Source organism: Amycolatopsis rubida (assembly GCF_900115345.1).
GTDB classification, from domain to species: Bacteria; Actinomycetota; Actinomycetes; order Mycobacteriales; family Pseudonocardiaceae; genus Amycolatopsis; species Amycolatopsis rubida.
In genome coordinates, this window is sequence record NZ_FOWC01000011.1 from 107297 (window position 1) to 129994 (window position 22698).

At 69.5% G+C, this 22698-nt stretch carries 20 protein-coding genes; 8 read left to right on the top strand and 12 right to left on the bottom strand.

Features of this window, described 5'->3' with window-relative positions; genetic code table 11:
* The first annotated feature begins 78 nt into the window (after positions 1 to 78).
* Positions 79 to 612 (top strand): GNAT family N-acetyltransferase, encoded by a 534-nt coding sequence (locus BM362_RS33190; RefSeq protein ID WP_198545538.1) that lies wholly within the window; start codon positions 79 to 81, stop codon positions 610 to 612.
* A gap of 42 nt (positions 613 to 654) precedes the next feature.
* On the opposite strand, the gene BM362_RS33195 is transcribed toward BM362_RS33190, so the two are convergent.
* Positions 655 to 2424, bottom strand: coding sequence for a glycerol-3-phosphate dehydrogenase/oxidase (locus BM362_RS33195; RefSeq protein ID WP_067589750.1), 1770 nt, complete (start codon positions 2422 to 2424; stop codon positions 655 to 657).
* Positions 2425 to 2631: 207 nt separating this feature from the next.
* On the opposite strand from BM362_RS33195, the gene BM362_RS33200 reads away from it, so the two are divergent.
* Both BM362_RS33200 and glpK read left to right on the top strand, forming a co-directional pair.
* Positions 2632 to 3381 (top strand): MIP/aquaporin family protein, encoded by a 750-nt coding sequence (locus BM362_RS33200; RefSeq protein ID WP_067589998.1) that lies wholly within the window; start codon positions 2632 to 2634, stop codon positions 3379 to 3381.
* 22 nt (positions 3382 to 3403) lie between these two features.
* The gene (glpK, locus tag BM362_RS33205; RefSeq protein WP_093575873.1) at positions 3404 to 4912 is read left to right on the top strand and encodes a glycerol kinase GlpK; all 1509 of its coding nucleotides are present in this window, start codon (positions 3404 to 3406) and stop codon (positions 4910 to 4912) included.
* 362 nt (positions 4913 to 5274) lie between these two features.
* Here the strand turns inward: glpK and BM362_RS33210 are convergent, their stop codons facing one another.
* From BM362_RS33210 to BM362_RS33230, 5 genes are all read right to left on the bottom strand, one after another.
* Positions 5275 to 6072 carry a VOC family protein gene (locus BM362_RS33210; protein ID WP_093575874.1) on the bottom strand — a complete coding sequence of 266 codons (798 nt, stop codon included), beginning with the start codon at positions 6070 to 6072 and terminating at the stop codon, positions 5275 to 5277.
* A gap of 84 nt (positions 6073 to 6156) precedes the next feature.
* A complete protein-coding gene (locus tag BM362_RS33215) occupies positions 6157 to 6741 on the bottom strand; it encodes a class F sortase (RefSeq protein WP_067589741.1) in 585 nt (194 codons plus the stop codon).
* A 58-nt stretch (positions 6742 to 6799) separates the two neighbouring features.
* Positions 6800 to 7438, bottom strand: a complete 639-nt coding sequence (locus tag BM362_RS33220) for a hypothetical protein (RefSeq protein WP_167545547.1) — start codon at positions 7436 to 7438, stop codon at positions 6800 to 6802.
* 198 nt (positions 7439 to 7636) lie between these two features.
* Positions 7637 to 8089 (bottom strand): hypothetical protein, encoded by a 453-nt coding sequence (locus BM362_RS33225; RefSeq protein ID WP_093575875.1) that lies wholly within the window; start codon positions 8087 to 8089, stop codon positions 7637 to 7639.
* A gap of 77 nt (positions 8090 to 8166) precedes the next feature.
* On the bottom strand, positions 8167 to 9570 hold the full coding sequence (locus BM362_RS33230) for an NAD(P)H-quinone dehydrogenase (RefSeq protein WP_093575876.1): 1404 nt from the start codon (positions 9568 to 9570) through the stop codon (positions 8167 to 8169).
* 131 nt (positions 9571 to 9701) lie between these two features.
* Here BM362_RS33230 and BM362_RS33235 point away from each other — a divergent pair, with 131 nt between their 5' ends.
* The gene (locus BM362_RS33235; RefSeq protein ID WP_198545537.1) at positions 9702 to 10154 is read left to right on the top strand and encodes a gamma-glutamylcyclotransferase family protein; all 453 of its coding nucleotides are present in this window, start codon (positions 9702 to 9704) and stop codon (positions 10152 to 10154) included.
* Positions 10155 to 10762: 608 nt separating this feature from the next.
* On the opposite strand, the gene BM362_RS33240 is transcribed toward BM362_RS33235, so the two are convergent.
* The 5 genes from BM362_RS33240 to BM362_RS33260 all read right to left on the bottom strand — a co-directional run bounded on the left by BM362_RS33240 (position 10763) and on the right by BM362_RS33260 (position 17755).
* Entirely contained in the window at positions 10763 to 12049 is a 1287-nt protein-coding gene (locus BM362_RS33240; protein ID WP_067589726.1) for an amidohydrolase, read from the bottom strand.
* 190 nt (positions 12050 to 12239) lie between these two features.
* Positions 12240 to 12554: a hypothetical protein gene (locus tag BM362_RS33245; RefSeq protein ID WP_067589723.1), complete on the bottom strand. Its 315-nt coding sequence runs from the start codon at positions 12552 to 12554 to the stop codon at positions 12240 to 12242.
* A gap of 174 nt (positions 12555 to 12728) precedes the next feature.
* Entirely contained in the window at positions 12729 to 13721 is a 993-nt protein-coding gene (gene meaB / locus BM362_RS33250) for a methylmalonyl Co-A mutase-associated GTPase MeaB (protein ID WP_093575877.1), read from the bottom strand.
* A gap of 3 nt (positions 13722 to 13724) precedes the next feature.
* On the bottom strand, positions 13725 to 15893 hold the full coding sequence (gene scpA / locus BM362_RS33255) for a methylmalonyl-CoA mutase (protein ID WP_067589718.1): 2169 nt from the start codon (positions 15891 to 15893) through the stop codon (positions 13725 to 13727).
* The gene (locus BM362_RS33260; protein ID WP_208865412.1) at positions 15890 to 17755 is read right to left on the bottom strand and encodes a methylmalonyl-CoA mutase family protein; all 1866 of its coding nucleotides are present in this window, start codon (positions 17753 to 17755) and stop codon (positions 15890 to 15892) included. The genes scpA and BM362_RS33260 overlap by 4 nt, the downstream gene beginning before the upstream one ends.
* 124 nt (positions 17756 to 17879) lie before the next feature.
* Between BM362_RS33260 and BM362_RS33265 the strand changes: the two genes are divergently transcribed.
* On the top strand, positions 17880 to 19718 hold the full coding sequence (locus tag BM362_RS33265; protein WP_093575878.1) for a serine/threonine-protein kinase: 1839 nt from the start codon (positions 17880 to 17882) through the stop codon (positions 19716 to 19718).
* Positions 19719 to 19773: 55 nt separating this feature from the next.
* Here BM362_RS33265 and BM362_RS33270 read toward each other — a convergent pair whose 3' ends face one another.
* The gene (locus BM362_RS33270) at positions 19774 to 20394 is read right to left on the bottom strand and encodes a MerR family transcriptional regulator (protein WP_093575879.1); all 621 of its coding nucleotides are present in this window, start codon (positions 20392 to 20394) and stop codon (positions 19774 to 19776) included.
* A gap of 107 nt (positions 20395 to 20501) precedes the next feature.
* Here BM362_RS33270 and BM362_RS33275 point away from each other — a divergent pair, with 107 nt between their 5' ends.
* Genes BM362_RS33275 through BM362_RS33285 form a run of 3 tightly spaced genes read left to right on the top strand, consistent with a single transcriptional unit; the run spans position 20502 to position 22689 of the window.
* A complete protein-coding gene (locus BM362_RS33275) occupies positions 20502 to 21482 on the top strand; it encodes a hypothetical protein (RefSeq protein WP_093575880.1) in 981 nt (326 codons plus the stop codon).
* Positions 21479 to 21907: an ABA4-like family protein gene (locus tag BM362_RS33280; RefSeq protein ID WP_093575881.1), complete on the top strand. Its 429-nt coding sequence runs from the start codon at positions 21479 to 21481 to the stop codon at positions 21905 to 21907. Before BM362_RS33275 ends, BM362_RS33280 begins: the two co-directional genes overlap by 4 nt.
* Complete coding sequence (locus BM362_RS33285) at positions 21904 to 22689, top strand: purine-nucleoside phosphorylase (RefSeq protein WP_067589712.1); 786 nt, start codon at positions 21904 to 21906, stop codon at positions 22687 to 22689. The genes BM362_RS33280 and BM362_RS33285 overlap by 4 nt, the downstream gene beginning before the upstream one ends.
* Positions 22690 to 22698 lie beyond the last annotated feature (9 nt).

Consider the following 22698-nt stretch of genomic DNA (forward strand, 5'->3'; position numbering starts at 1 on the left):
GGTTTTTCCCCCCTGCGTCCGCCCGGTCGTGACGCGGCGCTCAGCCGTTTCCCGTCTCCGGACGGCTAGGCTCGAGTTGTGGAACCCGTGGAAATCAACGCGGGCGCGTACTACCTGCGTCAGCTGCGCGCGGACCGGCATCTCGACGACCGGCCCGCGCTGATGGAGGCGTTCGCGGACCCGCGGCATCGGCGGTACGTGCTGAACTACCGGTTGCGCACCCCCGACGAAGCCACCGAGTACGTGACGCTGCGCGCCGCACAGTGGGCGTGCGACGAGCGCTGCTCATGGGCCGTGGCCGAACCGGCGACTGGCCGCCTGCTCGGCGAAGTGGGGCTGCGCGATCTGGACCTCGACTTCGGCACCGCCGAAGCGTCCGTGTGGACGCATCCGGCCGAACGGGGCAAAGGCATTGCGGCAGTAGCGCTTTCGGCCGCGATCCAGTTCGGATTCGCCCGGTTGGGACTGCACGAGATCGCTTACCGGCACGACGAAAGCAACACCGCGTCCGAGGTGGTGGCGCGCCGCGCCGGGTTCAGCCGGGTCGGGGCGGAGGAGCGGCCCTCGCCTAGCGGGGAAAAGCTCATCAGGTGGGTGCTCAAGCCCTCGTGAGTGTTTACGCCGGTCCGCACCGGCGTAAACACTCACGACCTCTCAGCTGACCGGTTCGATCAACCCGGCCCGAGCCTCCGGAGCAGCGGCCCGCAACGCATCCGCCGACTCGTCCGTCGGCTGCAGCTGCGAATCCCGCTCCGCCTCGACCCGCGCCCGATAGACCTCGACCTCGCGCTTGGCCGCCTCCTCCGACCAGCCCAGCACGCCGGCCACCAGGTGGGCGACCTGCTCGGCGCAGTCGACGCCGCGGTGGGCGTACTCGATGGAGATCCGCGTACGCCGGGCGAGGACGTCCTCCAGGTGCAGCGCACCCTCGTGGCTGGCCGCGTACACGACCTCCACGCCGAGGTAGTCCGGTGCCGACTCGATCGGCTTGAGCAGCTCCGGCCGGTCCGCCGCGAGTGCCAGCACCTCGTGCACCAGCGAGCCGTAGCGGTCGAGCAGGTGCCGCACGCGGTACGGGTGCAGTCCGTGCTCCGCGGCCAGGTGGTCGGCCTGGTTGACCAGCGCGTGGTAGCCGTCCGCGCCGAGCAGCGGGACCTTGTCGGTGATGGACGACGGCGGGCGGCCCGGCAGGTCGACCACCGCGGCGTCGACGGCGTCGGCCGCCATCACCCGGTACGTCGTGTACTTGCCGCCCGCGATCGCGACCAGACCCGGCGCGACCCGCGCGACCGCGTGCTCGCGCGACAGCTTCGACGTCTCTTCGCTCTCGCCGGCCAGCAGCGGACGAAGACCCGCGTACACGCCTTCGATGTCGTCGTGCGTCAACGGCGTCGCGAGCACCGAGTTCACGTGTTCGAGCAGGTAGTCGATGTCGTGCTTGGTGGCTGCCGGGTGCGCGAGGTCGAGGTTCCAGTCGGTGTCGGTGGTGCCGACGATCCAGTGGTTGCGCCACGGGATGACGAACAGCACCGACTTCTCGGTGCGCAGGATCATCCCCGACTCCGACACGATCCGGTCGCGCGGAACCACGATGTGCACGCCCTTGCTGGCGCGCACGCGGAAGCGGCCACGGCCGCCGGAGAGCCGCTGCAGTTCATCGGTCCACACGCCGGTGCAGTTGACCACCGCGCCGGCGTGGATCTCGGTCTCGCGGCCGTCCTCGACGTCGCGCACGCGCACGCCGGAAATCCGGTCCGCCTCGTGCAGGAAGCCGACGACCTGGGTGGAGGTCCGGACCACCGCGCCGTAATGCGCCGCGGTGCGCGCGACGGTCATCGTGTGCCGGGCGTCGTCCGACTGCGCGTCGTAATACCGGATGCCGCCGATCAGCGCCGACCGCTTGAGCGCGGGGACCATCCGGAGGGCACCCGCGCGGGTGAGATGTTTCTGGCCCGGCACCGACCGGGCACCGCCCATCGTGTCGTACATCAGCAGCCCGGCGGCGGTGTACGGACGCTCCCAGATCCGGTGCGTCAGCGGGTACAGGAAGCTCACCGGCTTCACCAGGTGCGGCGCGATCTTCGTCAGCATCAGCTCGCGCTCGTGCAACGCTTCGCGCACCAGGCCGAACTCGAGCTGTTCGAGATACCGCAGGCCGCCGTGGAAGAGCTTGCTGGATCGGCTCGACGTGCCGGATGCCAGGTCGCGGGCCTCGACGAGAGCCACCCGCAGGCCGCGGGTCGCCGCGTCGAGCGCGGTGCCCGCGCCGACGACGCCGCCGCCGATCACGACCAGGTCGAAGGTCTCGTCGCCGAAGCGCCGCCAGGATTCCTCCCGGCCCGCCGGACCCAGCCGGGCCGGGTCGCTGCCGCTGTGCGGATTCGTCACCACTCGTTCCTCCTCGTGCTCCACCTTCCCCAGCATCGCACGCTTGCGTGATCGTCTGCTGACCCCGAGGTGACACGTGTGGCGGAACCCATGACGATCATGGTCACATTGCTTCGCCCGGCTTATGGATTGCGCGCGTACGCACCGGTAACGTGCCGCGGACTGGGGTCGGCGACGGGGCTGTGGCCGGACGTGATCGGCCCTGCACAGACTGTCCAGTGTGGAGGTGCGGGAAGCGTGAGTCTGAGTCCGGGCGCGATCATCGTCTGGGAGCTGCTGGGGACAGCGGTGCTCCTGTTGCTGGGCAACGGCGTGGTCGCCAACGTCGTGCTGCGCAAGAACAACGGCTTTCAAGCCGGAACCCTGTTCATCACTTTCGGGTGGGCTTTCGGCGTGTTCGCCGGGGCCAGCATCGCCGCGCCGACCGGTGCGCACCTGAACCCGGCGGTCACGCTCGGCCTGGCCATTTCGGGCAAGGTTTCGTGGGCGGACGTGCCGTTCTATCTGATCGGCGAAATGCTCGGCGCGATTCTCGGCGCCGTGCTGTGCTGGCTGACCTACAAACTGCAGTTCGACGACCATCCGAATCCGGAGGAGACGCTCGGCATTTTCTCCACCGCCCCGCAGATCCGGAACAAGGCGTGGAACCTGGTGACCGAGATCATCGGCACCTTCGTGCTGGTCGGCTGGATCCTGCTGACCCCGGCGTTCAAGACCGCCGCGGACGGGACGCCGACCTTCGGCAACACCGCGCTGGGCTATGCCGGGGTGTCGTTCATCGTGCTGGTGGTCGGCATCTCTCTCGGCGGGCCGACCGGCTACGCCATCAACCCGGCCCGCGACCTCGGCCCGCGGATCGCGTACGCGTTCCTGCTGCCGATCAAGGGCAAGCGCGACCCGGACTGGAACTACTCGTGGGTGCCGGTCCTCGGTCCGCTCGTCGGCGCCGCGCTGGCGGCGCTGGTGTACCTGGCCGTGCACAACCTGACCTGACCCAGCTTTCCGGAGGGAATCCATGACTTCGTATGTCGCCGCGATCGACCAGGGCACCACGTCGACGCGTTGCATGATCTTCGACCACTCCGGCCGTGTCGTCGCGGTCGACCAGCGCGAGCACGAGCAGATCTTCCCGAAGGCGGGCTGGGTCGAGCACAACGCCGAGGAAATCTGGGAAAACACCCGCGCCGTCGCGGCGGGCGCGCTCGCCAAGGCCGACCTGCGGCCGACCGACATCGCCGCGGTGGGCATCACCAACCAGCGCGAGACGGCGCTCGTGTGGGACCGCAACACCGGAAAGCCGGTGTACAACGCGATTGTCTGGCAGGACACCCGCACCGACAAGATCGCCGGCGAACTGGGGGCGCTCGGCGGCGGCCAGGAGCGCTACCGATCGAAGACCGGCCTCCCGCTCGCGACGTACTTCTCCGGCCCGAAGATCAAGTGGATCCTCGACAACGTCGAGGGCGCGCGGGCCAGGGCCGAGGCGGGCGATCTGGTGTTCGGCAACATGGACACCTGGGTGCTGTGGAACATGACCGGCGGCACCGACGGCGGCGTGCACGTGACGGACCCGACGAACGCGTCGCGCACGCTGCTGATGGACCTCGACACCTTGCAGTGGGACGAGGACATCGCGGCGGAGATGGGGATCCCGCTGTCGATGCTGCCGGAGATCCGGTCGTCGTCGGAGGTGTATGGCAACGTCCGCCCGCGCGGAGCCCTCGCCGAAGTGCCGATCGCGGGCATCCTGGGCGACCAGCAGGCGGCGACGTTCGGCCAGGCGTGCCTCTCGCCGGGCGAGGCCAAGAACACTTACGGCACCGGCAACTTCGTGCTGCTGAACACCGGCACGGAGAAGGTAATGTCGGAAAACGGCCTGCTCACGACGGTCTGCTACAAGATCGGCTCGAACGACACGGTGTACGCGCTGGAGGGTTCGGTCGCGGTCACCGGTTCGCTGGTGCAGTGGCTGCGCGACAACCTGGGGTTGATTTCGTCGGCGGCCCAGATCGAGGAATTCGCCCGGACGGTCGAGGACAACGGCGGCGCGTACTTCGTGCCCGCGTTCTCGGGCCTGTTCGCCCCGTACTGGCGCTCCGACGCCCGGGGCGCGATCGTCGGCCTGACCCGGTTCGTGAACAAGGGCCACCTCTCGCGGGCGGTGCTGGAGGCGACGGCGTTCCAGTCGCGAGAGGTGATCGACGCGATGAACGCCGACTCGGGTGTCCCGCTGAAGTCGCTGAAGGTCGACGGCGGGATGGTCGTGAACGAACTGCTGATGCAGTTCCAGGCGGACATCCTCGGCGTGCCGGTGATCCGCCCGGTGGTGAACGAGACGACCGCACTGGGCGCGGCGTACGCGGCCGGGCTGGCGGTCGGGTTCTGGGAGTCGGAGGACGACATCCGGACCAACTGGGCCAAGGACAAGCAGTGGGACCCGGCGATGGACGAGTCCCGCCGGGAGAAGGAATACCGGAACTGGAAGAAGGCGGTGACGAAGACCTTCGACTGGGTGGAGGACTGAGCCTTCCCGCAGGCTCTTCCGCGTCCGCCGCGAGGGCTTGCCGCCTGGCTGAGTGATGGGTCGTGAGGGGAGCGCTGAGTGACGGGTCGTGAGGGGAGCGCTGAGTGACGGGTCGTGAGGGGAGCGCTGAGTGAAGCTGATTCCCTCAGGGCTCCCCTCACGTACTTCTGGCCCAGCGCCGCCCAGCCCGCCGCCACAGCGGCGCGACCCACCACCAGCTCAACTCGGCAAGACTGCGGCAGAGTCAGCCCGCTCCGCACCGCGCGACGGCCAGGTGGCCCCGCTCAGTCCGATGGCGTGCGCCGCCTACCTCGCCTCTCAGCCAGCTCGTCCGAGCCGGTTGCGCGAGGTCCGGACGAACCTCACCCCCACCCGTCCTGAGTTCCGGACTGGGTGTTGGGTGCCATCAGCGAAAACCCCGCCCCCTGGTCGTCCACCGCGATCGCCATCCGGCCGTGCGGCGTGTCCGTCGGCGGGCTCACCACCGTGCCGCCCAGTTCCGGGATCCGCGCTGCCGACTGGTCCGCGTCGGCGGTCCAGAAGTACGTCACCCACCCAGGCGACGCCGGGCTGTCCGCGGACAACTCGCCGAGGCCGCCAACCGGCCTGCCGTCGACGTCCAGTGTCGCGTACGTGAAGCCCGGCCCGGACATGTCGCCGAAGCCATACCCGAACACATCGCCATAGAACTGCTTGGCCGCGGCGAAATCCCGGGTCATGCATTCGTTCCACGCGGGAGCCCCGGGCGTCAGCGTCGCCTGCGTGCCGGAGTGCCGGCCCGGCTGCCACAGGCCGAACGTCGCCCCGGCCGGGTCGGTCGCGATGGCCATCCGGCCTTCGGTCAGGACGTCCGTCGGCGGTGCGATGACCTGTCCGCCCGCCTCGGCGATCGCGGCTGCCGTTTTGTCCGCGTCGGACACTGCCAGGTACGTCGTCCACCTCGGCGGCATGCCTGCCTGCTCCGGCGGGATCTGCCCGATGCCCGCGACCGGCCTGCCCCCGATCCGCGCCATTCCGTAATAACCGGTCTCCGGGCCGCCGGATTCGACTGTCCAGCCGAGCAGCGACTCGTAGAACGTGACCGCCTTGCCGCGGTCAGGCACCATCAAGTCGCCCCAGCACGGTGTGCCCGCGGGCCACGGTTGCGTCCTGGTGATCATGCGTGCCTCCCAGAATTGTGCCAACCGCCACAGTGTCGCACCGGGGACCGGCAAAATCGGGGGCGTCTTGTTCAATGCGCGAGGTCATTGCCCGCCGTTCACCAGGTGGGCGTACACGATGATGTTGTCCACATAACTGTGCTCGGCCCGGTCGAACGCGCCGCCGCAGGTGATCAACCGCAGTTCCGGGTCCGAAGTGTCCCCGTAGACCGCGTCGGTCGGGAAGACGTCCTTGGGCACCTGGTCCACTTTGGTCACCTCGAAGTGCGCGGTGGAGCCGTCGCGGCGGGCGATGTCGACGTCGTCTCCCGGTTTCATTTCCTTGAGCCGGTAGAAGATCCCTTTGTGCTTGTTTCCGTCGACGTGGCCAAGGACGACCGCGGGGCCGATCTCGCCGGGGGTCGGGCCGTTTTCGTACCAACCGGCCTGCAAGGGTGTGCTGACCGGCGGGACCTGGACCGAATTGTCGGGATTGAGGCCGAGCGGCACCAGGCTGGAATGCGCGTCGATGCGCGGGATGTCCAGCGAGACCGGCTCCGATTTCGGCAGGGCGGCCGACGAAACCGGCGGAACGCTGGAAGCGGGCGCCGCGGTCGTCGAGCCGACCGAGCATCCGGCCAGCAGCGCGGCGAGCGCGACGGAAGCCGCGGCAAGTGTCTTCCTGATCATCTTTCCCCCGATCCGCCCCGGCCTGGCCGCGCGAAAGCAGCCAGGCCCAGGAGACTAGTCAGCCACGCTGGCGACGACGCGCCGCGACGAGCCCGGTGCCGCCGAGGGCGAGCACGCCCATCGCGCCGGCCGCGATCGGCAGGCCGAGATTCGACTGGTTGTCCGCGACCGGACCGTCCGTGCCGCCGGTCTGCGGCGCGCCGGACGGGACCTTGCTGACCTGCTTCGGCGCGGGCGTCGGCTTCGGGGCGGGCTTCGCGCCCAGCACGGTGAACTTCGTGGTGAGGTCGCCGCTTCCGCAGGAGAACGAAACCCTGTACGTGCCGGGCTTCACGTCGTTGCGAACGGTCGCGGTGCCCTGCGAGACAGGTGCCTTCGACGGGTCGTTCTGCGGACCGACCGGGTGCAGCTTGCCGAACTGCAGCGCCGCCGAACTCAGGTTCTGGATCTCCGAGGCCTCGCAGCCGACCCGCACCGTGACACGGTCCCCGGCGTGGCCGGAGGACGGCAGCACCCGGATGAACGCCTTGGGCACGCCGGCGTTGCCATCCGTCGGTTCCTCGGTAGCGGGCGAGGAAGACGGTGCGCCGGCAGTGCTCGTCGCGGGCGGCGTGGTGGGCGCTTCGGCGGCGAAAGCCGGTGCGGCCGAAAGCATTCCGGCGGCGACGAGGGTGGAGAAAACAACGGTACGCTTCATGACTCTCCCCTTGATGAAAATGCGATTCCCGCCGCGAAACAACGGCGGCGAATCCGCGCCCGGCCGACAGTTCCCCCTGCGGCCCGGGCGTTTTCGTTCCGACAACAATCAAGACGTCTCCGCCCGCCGCGGGGTTGCCCCGGGAACGAAAAAACCGCCGGAAACAGTTTTCCGGCGGTTTTGGGCAAGCATGGACGATCAGCCGGCGAGGCTCCCGTCGCCCGCTTTCGCCGCGCCCTGGGGCACCCGGGACACCTGCGCGGCGGGCACGGTGAACGTCGCGTTGTACTGCTTCCCGGCGCACGTGACGGTGAGCGGATAACTGCCGGGTTTGGTGCCAGGCACCAGGTTCGCGTGCGCGTTCATCGTGGCCTTCACCCCGACCATCTCGCCGTAGAAGTACTGCGAGAACTTCAGCACGGGCGAACTGAACGCCGCCGTGCCCGCCTTGGCTCCCGGGCAGTAGGCGAGCGCGAGGTTCGGGTCAGCGCCGCGCTGGTAGGCGTTCACCCGGCCGTGCAGCACCGCGGTGTCCTGGTTCAGCTGCACCGTCACCGGATCGGGGGCCGGACCGTCCGCCGCCACCGCCGGGACCGCTGTCCCGGCCGATCCGATCGCCGCCGCCACCGCGAAAATCGCGCTCTTGCGCACCCTCGTTCCTTCCCGTGCCACCCGTGTTCACCCCGCAAGACGCGGTGTGCGGCACGGGGTTGCCCGGACGCGAAAAATTAGTCCAGATCGTCGTGCCGCATGAGCTGGCGGCCCGCTTCGGTGATCGATCCGGACAGCGACGGGTACACCGAGAAGGTCAGCGCCAGGTGGTCCACCGTCAGCTGGTTCTGCACGGCCAGTGCGATCGGCAGGATCAGCTCGCTCGCCGAAGGCGCGACCACGACGCCGCCGACCACCACACCGGTGGCGGGACGGCAGAACAGCTTCACGAAACCTCGGCGCAGGCCTTCCATCTTCGCGCGCGCGTTGGTCGCCAACGGGAGCATGATCGTGCGCGCGGGCACCTCGCCCGAGTCGATCGCCTGCTGGCTGATGCCGACGGTCGCGATTTCCGGGTGGGTGAACACGTTCGCCGCGACAGTCTTGAGCTTGATCGGCGCGACGCCCTCGCCCAGCGCGTGCCACATCGCGATGCGGCCCTGCATGCTCGCCACGGACGCCAGCATCAGCACGCCGGTGCAGTCGCCCGCCGCGTACACGCCGGGGACGCTCGTGCGCGACACCCGGTCCACCGCGATGAAGCCGCCGGGGCCGGGTTCGATGCCGACGCGGTCGAGACCGATGTCCGCGGTGTTCGGGATGGACCCGACGGTCATCAGCGCGTGGCTTGCCTCGATCACGCGACCGTCGGCCAGGTGAACTTCGACGCCCTTCTCGGTGCGCTCGACGCGTTCCGCACGGGCCTGCTTGGCCACCGTGGTGCCGCGCTGGGTGAAGACCTCTTCGAGCACCGCGGCGGCATCGGCGTCCTCGTGCGGCAGCACGCGGTCCCGGCTGGACACGACGGTGACCTTCACGCCCATCTCGGTGTACGCGGACGCGAACTCGGCACCCGTGACGCCGGATCCGATCACCGCGAGGTGTTCGGGCAGCTCAGTGAGGTCGTACAGCTGCCGCCAGTCCAGGATCCGCTCGCCGTCCGGCACCGCGCCGGGCAGCACGCGCGGGGTGGCCCCGGTGGCGATCAGCACGACGTCGGCGGACAGCGATTCGACCGTCCCGTCGGCGTGCGTGATCTCCACCGTGTGCGTGGCCAGACCGGGCTCGTCGTCGGCGAACCGGGCTTCGGCGGTGATCACGCGAACGCCCTCGCGCTGCACGCGGGCGCGAATGTCGGCCGACTGCGCGAGCGCCAGGCCTTTCACGCGACCGTGGACAGTCGGCAGATCGACGGTGGTGTCCGCGAGATCGGTGTTGATGCCGAGTTCGCCGAGGTCGTGCATCTTCGCGAGCGCACCGGACGACGCGATGAACGTCTTCGAGGGCACGCAGTCGTAGAGGACACAGGCACCGCCCAGGCCGTCCCGCTCGACGATCGTCACGTCGGCGCCGTGCTGCGCCGCGACCAAGGCGGCTTCGTAGCCCGCCGGGCCGCCACCCATGATCACGATCCTGGTCACCGGGGTCCTCCTAGGTACGCGTGCTTGGCGGTGGTCCTGACCCTACGCGGCGAACCTGACCGGCAAGCGAAGTGCCCGGACACGGCATGTGCATCCCATCGTGCGAAGGACGGGTCGCTAGGCTGTGCCGCGTGCCGTTGTATGCCGCTTACGGATCCAACATGGAGCCCGCCCAGATGCTGGAGCGCGCCCCGCACTCGCCCATGGCGGGCACCGGCTGGCTGGAAGGCTGGCGGCTGACCTTCGGCGGCGAGGACATCGGGTGGGAAGGCGCGCTGGCCACCATCGTCGAGGACCCGTCTTCGCGGGTGTTCGTGGTGCTCTACGACGTGACCGGGCTCGACGAGGAACGGCTCGACCGCTGGGAAGGCGGCGAGCTGGGGATGCACACGAAGATCCGGCTGCGGGTCCAGACGATGGACGGGTCGACGGTGGCCTGGCTCTACGTCCTGGACGCCTACGAGGGCGGGCTGCCCTCGGCGAGGTATCTCGGGGTGCTGGCGGACGCCGCGGAGGCGGCTGGGGCCCCGGTGGATTACGTGGACGATCTGCGCACCCGGCCGTGCACCGGGATCAGCGGCTGACGCTCGCTCCGGCTTACTGCCGGTGAAGGGCACCTTGAGGGAGCCTGATCCCCTCAAGGTGCCCTTCATCGGCTTTCAGCCGTTCGAGAGGCGAAGCAAACCGGTGGCCTCGACCTCGCCCGAGACGGCCCAGAACGCTCGCTTCCGGAGTCATCCACACTCGCCGCGGCCGGGGGCCGAAAGTTGTCCCCAACGGCACCACCCTGTGGATAACTCCATGCGACGAGGTGCTCCACCCGCTGACCGGACCGCCACCCAATACCACACGGCAGAGGCTCACCCACATGGGCATCCAGCACCGCAAAGCGCAGGAAAAACAGCAGTGCGTCACCGGAAATGACAGCAGAAATCAGGTCGGCGGAGCGCCGCGGACAGCCCCCGGTTCCGCCAAAGCCGTTGCCGCGCAACACGAAATCCACTATCGGCGGCCAACGACCCACCGCCGCACCGGGGTAGCACAAAAGTCCGGAATTACTCTCGGTAAACAGGCCGCGGCAGAGGTACGACCGGTCTAGACCACGTCGGGTAACTCCACGCTGACACCCCCGCATGAGGGGTGCTTCTCACCCGCCTGAGTTATCCACATCGACGCGGTGCCTGTGGATAACTCAGGCCAGCGAGGCCAGTGCGGTGTGCACCAAAGTGCGCACTCCGACGAGCAGCGCGCGCTCGTCGAGAACGAACGTCGGGCGGTGGATGTCGGCCTGCGGAGCGGGCGGACCGGACCACACGCCGAGCCGGGCGAAGGCCCCGCTGACGTGCTCCAGGTACCAGCCGAAGTCCTCGCCGCCGGACGACTGTTCCGTCCCCGCGAGCCCCGTCTCGCCGACCGCCGCCTCGACACCAGCGCGCATCAGCGCGGTCGACTCCTCGTCGGAAACGACGGGCGGCACGCCGCGCCGGTAGTCGAGCGAGAACCCGACCCCGGTCGGGGCCAGCAGCGATTCCACCGATGACGCGACGAGCGGCTCCAGCGCCTTCCACACCTCGTGGTCGGCGGTCCGCAGCGTGCCGCGCAGGACGCCGTCCTGCGGGACCGCGTTCGCGGCCTGTCCGGCGTGCACCGCGCCCCACACCAGCACCGTGCCCGACCGCGGGTCGACGCGCCGGGACAGCACCGAGGGCAGCGACGTGATGACCGTGCCGAGCGCGTACACCAGGTCAGCGGTCAGATGCGGCCGCGAGGTGTGCCCGCCGGGCGAGGTCAGGCGCAGTTCGATCAGGTCGGCGGCGGAGGTCAGCGCGCCGACCCGGGTGCCGACCTTGCCCGCTTCGAGCCGCGGATCGCAGTGCAGGCCGTAGATCCGCTCGACGCCCTCCAGCGCTCCCGCGGCGACCATGTCCAGCGCACCGCCGGGCATGACCTCCTCCGCGGGCTGGAAGATCAGCCGCACGCGGCCGGGCAGCTCGGGCGCACCGGCGAGGGCGCGACCGGCGCCGAGCAGGATCGCGGTGTGCGCGTCGTGGCCGCACATGTGCGCCGCGCCCTCGGTGGTGGAGGAATACGGCAGGCCGGTGTCCTCGGTCAGCGGCAACGCGTCGATGTCCGCGCGCAGCGCGACGCAGCGTTCGCCCTTGCCGATGTCGCACACCACACCGGTGCCGCCGGGCAGCACCCACGGCTTGAGTCCGACCCGGCTCAGCAGCGAGACGATCAGCTCGGTCGTCGCGAACTCGTTGCGCGACAGCTCGGGGTGGGCATGGATGTGCCGCCGCCACGCGAGCACGTCGGTCGCGTTCGCGCGCAGCCAGTCGTCCAGCCAAAACGGGCCGCGGCCCGCGCCAAGGTCTTCCACCGGAGCCATGCTGACGCCGGCTTCGGTCAGCAGCGCGCCGGGCGCCGCGATCGGGTTGTGGTCACCTGGAACGTCCGGCCGTGAGTCCAGCACCGTCACGCCGCACCTCCTCCCGCAACACGAGCGCAGGGGAACACGCACCGTGCCGATCGATCTGTCTTACGCATTGCAGTCGATCGTGCACCATGCAGGTGGCAAGCGGCGGTGCGCCGCCGTTCGACCAAGACGGCCGGTAGCGGATCTGCGGCGAACGGCTGACGAAGTTCGGCGTGGGTGAACGCCGGAAAGCTCAGCCGCCTTGGGCCTTGCGGCGCTTGATGCGGTGGCGGCGGCCGAAGAACACGATGGCGAGCAGCACCACCGCGGCCCCGCCGGCGATGAGGTTCTTCTTCGTCTTGTCGGCGTTGGCCTTGTCGGTCTGGGACGGGTCCAGCACCGGTCCGGGCGGGGCCTGGCGGAGGACGTTCACCTGCGTGATCGCCGTCTCAGCCGCCACGGTGACCGAGGCCGGAGCCGGGGTCGCCGCGAACGCCGCCGCCGGCAGCACTCCGGTGAGCAGCACGCCGAGCAGACCGGCCAGCAGCAGTCCCCGCACCTTCGCCATGACTTCCCTTCTACGCCGTCACCGTGCATTGTGCCCGTCGAGGCGAGGACGCGTCAGCCGCCACGCGGTGGAGGCGGGCCGCTCGCCCCGTGCTGACGACCGTCGAGCGCAACGAGCCCCGGAGACGGTCGAAAGGCACTTGTGCGCACAGCGGTTTTTCTTCTTGGACGACGTTCAAGAAGACGGCTCGGTAAACGCGGCCAAGATCCGCTGCGCGGCCAGCGTGGCGGTGAGTTCTCCGTCGCGCACCGCGCGTTCCACGTCAGCGACCTGCGCGCGGACGACCGGATGCGCGGTGAGCCGGTCGAGCAGCTGTTCGCGGACCATCGACCACGTCCAGTCGACCTGCTGCCTCTTACGCCGCTCGTCAAGATCACCCGATTCGGTGAGCACCTCGCGGTGCTTCCCGATCGCCGCCCACACCTCGTCGAGGCCGCTGCCTTCGAGCCCGCTGCACGTGAGCACCGGCGGGGTCCAGAGCGCGTCCTTGCCGTAGATCATCCGCAGCGCGCCTTGCAGCTCGCGCGCGGCGCGTTTGGCGTCGCGTTCGTGCGGGCCGTCGGCCTTGTTCACGGCGATGACGTCGGCGAGTTCCAGGACGCCCTTCTTGATGCCCTGTAACTGGTCTCCGGTGCGCGCCAGGGTCAGGAAGAGGAAGCAGTCGACCATGTTCGCCACGGTCACCTCGGACTGCCCGACCCCGACCGTCTCCACCAGCACGACGTCGAAGCCGGCCGCCTCCATCAGCACGATCGTCTCGCGGGTCGCGCGGGCGACGCCGCCGAGCGTGCCGGACGTGGGCGACGGCCGGATGAACGCGTTCGGGTCGACCGCCAGCCGCGCCATCCGGGTCTTGTCGCCGAGGATCGACCCGCCGGTGCGGGTCGAGGACGGGTCGACCGCCAGCACCGCGACGCGATGCCCCTCCGAGGTGAGGTCGGTGCCGAGCTGGTCGATAAATGTCGACTTGCCGACTCCGGGCACGCCGGTGATGCCGACGCGTTTCGCGCCGCCCGCGTGCGGGAGCAGCTCGACGAGCAGCTCCTGCGCCTGCCGCCGGTGGTCCTCGCGCTGCGATTCGACCAGCGTGATGGCCTTGGACAGGGTCCCCCGGTCGCCCGCGAGCACGCCCTTGGCGTATTCGCCGACGTCGATCCGCCGCGGCAAGGTTCAGGACTCCTGCGCGGCCAGCTGCTGGAGCAGGTCGATCGCGGCGTCCGCGAGCACCGTGCCCGGGCCGAAGATCGCCGCCGCTCCCGCTTCGCGCAGCTCGGGGTAGTCCTGCGGCGGGATCACGCCGCCCACCACGACCATGATGTCCTCGCGGCCCAGCTCGGCCAGCTCGTGGCGCAGCGCGGGCACCAGCGAGAGGTGCCCGGCGGCCAGCGACGACACGCCGATCACGTGCACGTCTGCTTCCGAAGCCTGGCGCGCGACCTCGGCGGGAGTGGAGAACAGCGGGCCGACGTCGACGTCGAAGCCGAGGTCGGCGAAACCGGTGGCGATCACCTTCTGGCCGCGGTCGTGGCCGTCCTGGCCCATCTTCGCGACGAGGATGCGCGGTCGGCGGCCTTCCTCTTCAGCGAATTTGTCGACCAGTTCACGGGCCTTCTCGACATTGTCCGACTTCCCCACCTCTTCCCGGTACACGCCGGAGATCGTGCGGATCTGGCCGGAGTGACGGCCCCAGTTCTTCTCCAGGGCGTCGGAGATCTCGCCGACGGTGGCCTTGGCGCGCGCGGCGTTGATGGCCAGTTCGAGCAGGTTGCCGTTGTTCTGCGCGCCTTCGGTAAGCCGGCGCAGCGCGTCTTCGGTGGCCTGCGGGTCGCGCTCTTCGCGCAGCCGACGCAGCTTCTCCAGCTGCTGTGCGCGTACGCCCTCGTTGTCGACCTTCAGGACGTCGATCTGCTCGTCGTCGGTGACCTGGTACTTGTTCACGCCGATGACGGGCTGTCGTCCCGAGTCGATGCGCGCCTGCGTACGCGCCGCTGCCTCTTCGATGCGCAGCTTCGGGATTCCTTCGTCGATCGCGCGCGCCATGCCGCCCGCGCCTTCGACTTCGGTGATGTGGCCCCACGCCTTGCGCGCGAGGTCGTAGGTGAGCTTCTCGACGAACGCGCTGCCGCCCCACGGGTCGATGACGCGCGTGGTGCCGGATTCCTGCTGCAGCAACAGCTGTGTGTTGCGCGCGATCCGTGCGGAGAAGTCGGTGGGCAGCGCCAGCGCTTCGTCGAGAGCGTTGGTGTGCAGCGACTGTGTGTGTCCTTGGGTGGCGGCCATCGCCTCGACGCACGTACGCGTGACGTTGTTGAAGACGTCCTGCGCGGTGAGCGACCAGCCTGACGTCTGAGAGTGCGTACGCAGCGACAGCGACTTCTGCGACTTCGGGTCGAACTGCTTAACCAGCTTCGCCCACAGCAAGCGCGCGGCGCGCAGCTTCGCGACCTCCATGAAGAAGTTCATGCCAATGGCCCAGAAGAACGACAGCCGCGGCGCGAACTTGTCGACGTCCAGCCCGGCCTCGACGCCCGCGCGGATGTACTCGACGCCGTCCGCGAGCGTGTACGCCAGCTCCAGGTCGGCGGTCGCTCCGGCCTCCTGCATGTGGTAACCGGAGATGGAGATCGAGTTGTACTTCGGCATGTGACGGGAGGTGTAGCCGAAGATGTCGGAGATGATCCGCATCGAGGGCCGCGGCGGGTAGATGTAGGTGTTGCGGACCATGAACTCCTTGAGGATGTCGTTCTGGATCGTCCCCGCGAGCTGCTCCGGCTTCACCCCCTGTTCCTCGGCCGCGACCACGTACAGCGCGAGCACCGGCAGCACCGCGCCGTTCATCGTCATCGAGACGGACATCTTGTCCAGCGGGATGCCGTCGAACAGCTGGCGCATGTCGTAGATCGAGTCGATCGCCACGCCTGCCATGCCGACGTCGCCGGACACCCGCGGGTGGTCGGAGTCGTAGCCGCGGTGGGTCGCGAGGTCGAACGCGACCGACAGGCCCTTCTGCCCGGCCGCGAGGTTGCGGCGGTAAAAGGCGTTCGACTCCTGCGCGGTGGAGAACCCGGCGTACTGGCGGATCGTCCACGGCTGGTTGACGTACATCGTCGGGTACGGCCCGCGCAGGTAGGGCGCGATGCCGGGGTACGTGCCCAGGAAGTCCACATCGGACAGATCGGCGGCGGTGTAGACCGGCTTCACGCCGATGCCCTCGGGGGTTTCCCAGGCCAGCGCGTCCGGGCCCTTGCCGGTGGCGTCCTGCACGGCCTGTGCCCACGCGGCACGGTCGCCCGGTTCCGGCGTGCCGAGCGGGATGTCGGCGAAATTCGGGATGCTCATGCGGAGACTCCCAGCTGTGCGTGGAGGCTGGTCAGGATTTCGAGCGCGTCGCACCCGGCGTACAGATTGCCGCTGATTCCGTCGTAGGTTCCCTTGCCCGCCAGCAGCACGCTGTCCGCGCCGAGCGACGCCGCGACGGTCGCGGCCTGCTCTTCGTACGCCGCGTCCGTGCCGCACACGCAGGCGACCTTCGCGCCGCTCTCGCGGAACGCGCCGGGCAGGTCGTCGGTCGCGCCGGGGTTCACCGCTTCGATGCCGCCCGCTTGCAGCAGGTTCGTCGCGAAGGACGCGCGCGCGGTGTGCGCGGCGACCGGGCCCAGCGTGGCCAGGAAAACCTTCGGCCGCTCACCGTGCTTGGCGAGGTAGGCGTCAGACAAGTCGCGCAGCTTCTCGTACTCCTCGGCGTACCGGTGTCGCGGCAGCCCGCCGTCCACAGTGGATCGAACCGGGTCGCGGGTGACCGGCTTTTCCTCCAAATTCGGGAACTCGCTGACACCGGTGAGCGGGTCGCGCCGGGTGGCGAGGCGGCTCGCGCGCTTCTCCCAGGTCCCGGCAAGCCGTCCGGCCAACGCTCCGGAGGCCAGTTCGGCCTCGACGCCGCCCGCCGCTTCGATCGCGGTGAACTCGCGCCACGCGGTTTCGGCGAGTTCGCCGGTGAGCTTCTCGACATACCAGGAGCCGCCCGCCGGGTCGATCACGCTGCCCAGCTTCGATTCTTCGATGAGGATCGCGTTGGTGTTGCGGGCGATCCGCGAGGAAAACGCGTCCGGCAGGCCGATCGCCGCATCAAAGGGCAGCACGGTGACCGCGTCCGCGCCGCCGACCCCGGCCGCGAAACAAGCGACGGTGGTACGCAGCATGTTCACCCACGGGTCGCGCTGGGTGAACATCGACGGCGACGTGACCGCGTGCTGATGCATCCCGCGTGCTTCCGCAGCCGCACCGGAGACTTCGAGAACCCGGTCCCACAGCCGGCGCGCGGCACGGAACTTGGCGATGGTGAGGAACTGGTCCGCAGTCGCGGCGAGCCGGAACTCGATCTGCGCGGCCGCCGCCGCGACGTCCAGGCCCGCCTCGGTGAGCGCACGCAGATAAGCGACGCCAGCCGCGATGGTCGCGCCGAGTTCCTGCGCGTCGGAGCCGCCTGCCTCGTGAAACGGCAGTCCGTCGGCGACGATCGTGCGGACCTTGGGGTACTTAGGGGCAACCTTCGCGGCCAATTCGGCGGCCGGGCCGAGCGGCAGCGCCTGCCCGGTTCGCGCCGAGGTGCCGAGCGGGTCCGCGCCCAGCGTGCCAACGGCTTCGCTGGCCGGGACCTCGCGCTCAGCGAAGAGGTCGAGAAGCGCCTGAGCAGCGGTTTCGTACTCCGCACCGGCGTCGAGGACGACCGGCGCGAGTCCGACGTACACCTCGTTCAGCGCGTCCGCGAGCGCGGAAATCGGGAGCGAACCCTCGCCGAGCCGCAGCCACACCGAGGACGCGCCGCCTTCGAGATCAGCGAGGATCGCCGCGTTCGCCGCGCGGACGTCTTCGCGCTGGTGACGGACCCGGATGTCCCACCCGGTGTCGACGACGCCCTGCGGCCGGGCCCCGCGCACGAACGGCGGCAGCCCCGGAAAGCCGAGGTCGCCGCCCGCGTCGTCGGCGGTGTACAGCGGCTGGATCTCGATGCCGTCGTAGGTGCGCGAGACGAGCTTGCTCTCCGGCGCACCCGCGAAATCCTCCGGGAGCCTGCCGCTCTTGCGCAGCACTCCCGCCACCAGCTCCTGCCACTGGGCGCAGTCCGCGGTCGGGAACTCCGCCGCGAGCGCGAGCCCGGGCTCGGAAGTCGGCGCCGACTCCGGACCAGCCACGTTCGTCATACCCAGTGATGGTAGAGCCACGCCACCACCCGCACCTGTGACTCTGCTCGCCCCCCGTACGGGTGAACTCAGGGGTAGCGGTGCTGAGTCGAACAGTGTCGGCGGGGTGGGCCACAATCATGGGGTGCCCTCGGAGAACAGCGAGAAGGACCAGCCCGGCAGCACCGACAGCACCGGCTCGGCGAACGCCGAGCCGTCGACCGGCGGCGACCAGCCGCGGGTAGTCGCCGGGCGCTACCGGCTGCGGTCGGTTCTGGGGTCGGGATCGATGGGCACGGTCTGGTCGGCTTACGACGAGTTCCTGCACCGCCCGGTCGCGGTCAAGGAGATGAAGGTGCCACCGGGCATCCCGGCCGAACAGGCGGATGAACTGCGCGAACGCACGCTCCGCGAGGCCCGGGCGATCGCCGTGCTGTCGCATCCGAACGTCATCACGCTGCACGATGTGGCGCGCGAGAACGACGCTCCGTTCGTCGTGATGGAGCTGCTGCCCTCACGCAGCCTCGCGCACCTGTTGCGCGACCACGGTCCCCTGACGGTCGAACAGGCCGCAGCAGTCGGCATCGCGGTGGCGGCGGCCCTCGAAGCGGCCCACGACGCAGGCATCACGCACCGCGACGTGAAGCCGGGCAACGTGCTGGTGGCCAGCGACGGCCGGATCAAACTCACCGACTTCGGCATCGCCCGCAACGTCTCCGAAGCCACCATGACCAGGACCGGCATCATGCTCGGTTCGCCCGCCTACATCTCGCCGGAGGTCGCGTCCGGCGGCGCGGTCACCCCGAACGCCGATCTGTGGGGCCTCGGCGCGACGCTGTTCGCCGCCGTCGAAGGCGCTCCCCCGTACGACGCGGACGGCGACCCGCTGGAAACCGTAGGCAAGGTCGTGAACGGCAAGGTCCCGCGCCCGAAGCCGGGCCCGCTGGCCGACGTCATCGCCGCGTTGATGAAGAAGGAGCCGGAGAAGCGGATCTCCCTGCGCGAGGTGCGCCACCGGCTGTACCCGAAGCAAACCAAGGCCACCGTGGACCTGTTCGGCCCCGAGCTGTTCCACACGCCAGACGGCAAGAAAACCGCCGCCCACCTGGACGCCACCGACACCCAGGTCATCAAGACGGTCGCCCCGAAGCCGGACTCGCCCGAGCAGCCCGCCGCACTCGCCGCGGACCCGGGCCCGCTGCCGTTCATGCGCTCGGGAAACACCGGATCCGCGCCCGCCTTCACCCCCGCTCCCCCGCTGCCCGCTCCCCCGCCGCTGCCCGCCCCGCTGCCGCCGCCACCCCCGCGCCGCGGCGGCAGGGCAACGGCGATGCTGACGGTCGCCTCACTAGTCCTGTTCGCCCTGGCCTGCGGCGGCGGTTTCGCGCTGGCCCGCGTGGTGAGCGGACAGAACCTGCTGCCGCCGCAAGGCCCGGCGGTGGGCGGGCTGGCCGCTCCGGGCACCGTCGCGGAATCCTCGCAGCCGCTGAACCTGATCCCCCAGCAGGCCAACGCGAGCTCAACAGCGAACGTAACGCGCGACAGCGAATACACCCTCTCCGTGCCCGAGGGATGGAAACGCTTCATCGCGTCCCGGAAATCAGTCTTCGGCACCTCGACGGTAGTCCAGTACATTTCCCCGGACGGCCGCCAATCCCTGCGCCTGGAACGAATCCCGAACTTCTACGAAAAGTATTCCCTCGGCGACGCGATGGCAGCACTGCGCTCCTCGGGTTCGCAGGATTCCTTCAACTTCACCCGCGACCCAGCGCAAACGGCCAACGGCACCGAGGTCATGTTCCGCGCAGTAGAACGAGCGCAAAGCAACGCCACCGCGATCACCCGGGCCACCTTCGCGCTCGTCAAGCAATCCGACAACACCCTGTGGCTTCTGTCGCTGACCGTCCCGGCAGAACAAGAAGACACCGCCGCCAACACCTTCAGCCAAATAGCGCCGACCCTGTCTTTCCCGGCAACCTCCTAAAACCGCGGCAGCGCGCCAAAGCCGCGCAATATCGCCGCCCGGCGACGAGCCGGATTCACCACTCCGAATACCTCCGCGCAGTCTCCGCAGCCTGTGCCAACCTCCGCAACCCCGCAAACAACCGATCCCCCAAAACAGTCCCCACCACCGCCGCCTCGACAATCCGGTCCATCGACCCAACGGCGTCAATAGTGTCCAGATCAGCCAACGCGATCCGATCGGCGACATCCGCATACCGGCCGAGTTGATCCAGCAACGCCTGATGCCCCAGCGCCCGGATAGCGCACACCGTCCCCACCAACATCCCGGCCACCGGATTGTCGTCCTCGAACTTCCACCCATGCTCGCGAGCGAGCGCCCCCAGCAACCCCGTCGCCCACTCGCGATCCTCGTCCGAAACATCGACCGCGGAACCGGTCAACGCCCCCTGCATCACCCCGAGCACCTTGTACGCGGCCCGATCTGACTCAACCGCCGCCACGACCTCCCGCACGGTCGCCACCGACAACCCGCCGACCTCGACCAGCGCGCGGATCAGCTTCAGCCGCCGTACGTGCTCCTCGCCGTAGCGAGCCTGGTTGGGACTGGTCCGCTCCCCGGCCGGAAGCAGCCCCTCCCGCAGGTAGTACTTGATCGTCGCCACCGGAATCCCGGACTCGGCGCTCAGCTCTGCCATCCGCACCCGCTCGACCCTACTTCCGGGAAAAACCCTGAGGACCTCTCAGGATGGATAGCTTAACTTCCTATAACGGAGAGTGTTACTATCCATTCTGGGAGGACCTCATGACCACCACCGTCGACCCGCCCACGACGACGTTGCCCACCGCCCGGATGCGCACCTGGCACCGCCCGTCGCTGTGGTTCGCCGCGGCGATGGGCGTCGCGACCGTGCTGACCGTCGCGGCGATGCTGATCGACCACCGGACCCTGCTCGGCTCGCCGGTGTGGGCGAAGCTGTTCAAGTTCGCCGTGTCCGCCGGGCTCTACTACTTCACCTGGAGCTGGCTCGTCTCGCTGCTGAACGGGCGGTTGCGCAAGATCGCGAGCGTCGCCACGAACGTCTCCGTCGTGCTGTTCGCCGGCGAGTACGTGGCGATGGCCTTTCAAGCGGCCCGCGCCCGGCCGAGCCATTTCGCGAACACCTCACCCTTCGACGCCACGCTCTTCCGGATCATGGGCATGATGGTGGCGGGGCTCTGGCTCGCCACACTCGTCGGCACCGTGCTGCTCATGTTCACCCGGATCGGAGACCGCGCCGTGTACTGGGCGGTGCGCACCGGTGCGGTCGTCGCGCTGATCGGAGCCGGGCTGGGCGTGCTGATGACCGGGGCCACACCGGAGCAGGTGGCCACGATCAAAGCCACCGGCCGTTCCGACCTCATCGGCGCGCACAGCGTCGGCGTCGCGGACGGCGGCCCCGGACTTCCGCTGCTGGGCTGGAGCACCACCGGCGGCGACCTGCGCATCGCGCACTTCGTCGGCCTGCACGCGCTGCAAGCGTTGCCGCTCTTGGCCTTCGGGCTCGCGGTGCTCGCGACGCGGCTGCCCCGGCTGCGCGCGAGCGCGGTGCGCGTGCGGCTGGTGTGGACGGGTTCGGCCGGCTACGCGGGGCTCGTCGGCCTGATCCTGTGGCAGGCCGAACGCGGCGAGCCGCTCATCCACCCGAGCAGTACGACGCTGGCCGCCGCCGGGTTGCTCGTCGGCGTCATCGCGGTGGCTACCGCGGCGTCGGTGCTGGCACCGGCCAGGAAGGTGCTCCGGTGAGCGACCTGACCGTCTTCGCCTGGACGTTCCCGGTCGCGGTTCCGTTCTGGGCACTGATGATCTTCCTGCCCGGCTGGCGCGGCACTCGCCGGATCCTGACCTCGCCGTGGGTGCCGCTGCTGCCGCTGGTCTGGTACTTCGTGCTCGCGATCCCGCACTTCGGCGAACTGTGGCACGCGATGCAACGGCCGGATCTCGGCGTCCTGCAAGGGTTCCTGAGCACGCCGTACGGTGCCGCGCTGGTCTGGGCGCACCTCGTCGCGTTCGACCTGTTCATCGCCCGCTGGATGTTCTTCGAGGCACGCACGCAGCGGATCCCGTGGTGGATCGTCAGCCCGCTGCTCCTGCTGACGATCTTCCTGTCGCCGTTCGGCCTGGTCGCGTTCCTCGCCGTGCGCAGCGCCCGGATACGCTCGGCGGCATGAGCAACCTGGAGGAGGCGGCCGCGGCCGTCATCGCCGAGCGCACCGGCGTCGAGAAGCACGACATCGCCGTGGTGCTGGGTTCGGGCTGGCGTCCGGCCGCGGACGTGATCGGAACCGCCGACGCGGAGATCCCGTTCGGCGAGCTGCCGGGCTTCACCCCGCCCGGAGCCGTCGGCCACGGCGGCACGGTGCGGTCACTGCGGGTCGGCGACAAGCGCGCGCTGGTCCTGCTCGGCCGTACGCATTTCTATGAGGGCAAGGGCATCGACCCGGTCGTGCAGAACGTGCGCACGGCCGCGGCGGCGGGCGCACGGACAGTGCTGCTCACCAACGCGGCGGGCGGGCTGCGGGAGGGCATGAGCGTCGGGCAGCCAGTGCTGATCTCCGACCACCTCAACCTGACCGCGCGCTCCCCGATCGTCGGCGCGAACTTCGTCGACCTGACCGATCTCTACGCCAAGCGGCTGCGCGAGCTGGCGCGGGAGATCGACGGTTCGCTGGAGGAGGGCGTGTACGCGGGCCTGCCCGGGCCGCATTTCGAGACGCCCGCCGAGATCCGGATGCTGCGCACCATGGGCGCGGACCTGGTCGGCATGTCGACCGTGCTGGAGGCGATCGCCGCCCGCGCGGCCGGGCTTGAGGTGTTCGGGCTGTCGCTGGTCACGAACCTGGCCGCGGGCATGACCGGCGAACCGCTCAACCACGAAGAAGTCCTCGAAGCCGGACGGCAGTCGGCGACGCGGATGGGTTCGCTGCTGAAGGAACTCGTCGCGCGCGCGTGATGCTCGTGA

Coding starts and splice junctions, on each gene's coding strand:
- BM362_RS33275 (WP_093575880.1), top strand. CDS start 20,502: ATGACCACCACCGTCGACCCGCCCACGACGACGTTGCCCACCGCCCGG.
- BM362_RS33270 (WP_093575879.1), bottom strand. CDS start 20,394: ATGGCAGAGCTGAGCGCCGAGTCCGGGATTCCGGTGGCGACGATCAAG.
- BM362_RS33215 (WP_067589741.1), bottom strand. CDS start 6,741: ATGATCAGGAAGACACTTGCCGCGGCTTCCGTCGCGCTCGCCGCGCTG.
- BM362_RS33260 (WP_208865412.1), bottom strand. CDS start 17,755: ATGACGAACGTGGCTGGTCCGGAGTCGGCGCCGACTTCCGAGCCCGGG.
- BM362_RS33285 (WP_067589712.1), top strand. CDS start 21,904: ATGAGCAACCTGGAGGAGGCGGCCGCGGCCGTCATCGCCGAGCGCACC.
- BM362_RS33220 (WP_167545547.1), bottom strand. CDS start 7,438: ATGAAGCGTACCGTTGTTTTCTCCACCCTCGTCGCCGCCGGAATGCTT.
- BM362_RS33245 (WP_067589723.1), bottom strand. CDS start 12,554: ATGGCGAAGGTGCGGGGACTGCTGCTGGCCGGTCTGCTCGGCGTGCTG.
- scpA (WP_067589718.1), bottom strand. CDS start 15,893: ATGAGCATCCCGAATTTCGCCGACATCCCGCTCGGCACGCCGGAACCG.
- BM362_RS33210 (WP_093575874.1), bottom strand. CDS start 6,072: ATGATCACCAGGACGCAACCGTGGCCCGCGGGCACACCGTGCTGGGGC.
- BM362_RS33195 (WP_067589750.1), bottom strand. CDS start 2,424: ATGCTGGGGAAGGTGGAGCACGAGGAGGAACGAGTGGTGACGAATCCG.
- glpK (WP_093575873.1), top strand. CDS start 3,404: ATGACTTCGTATGTCGCCGCGATCGACCAGGGCACCACGTCGACGCGT.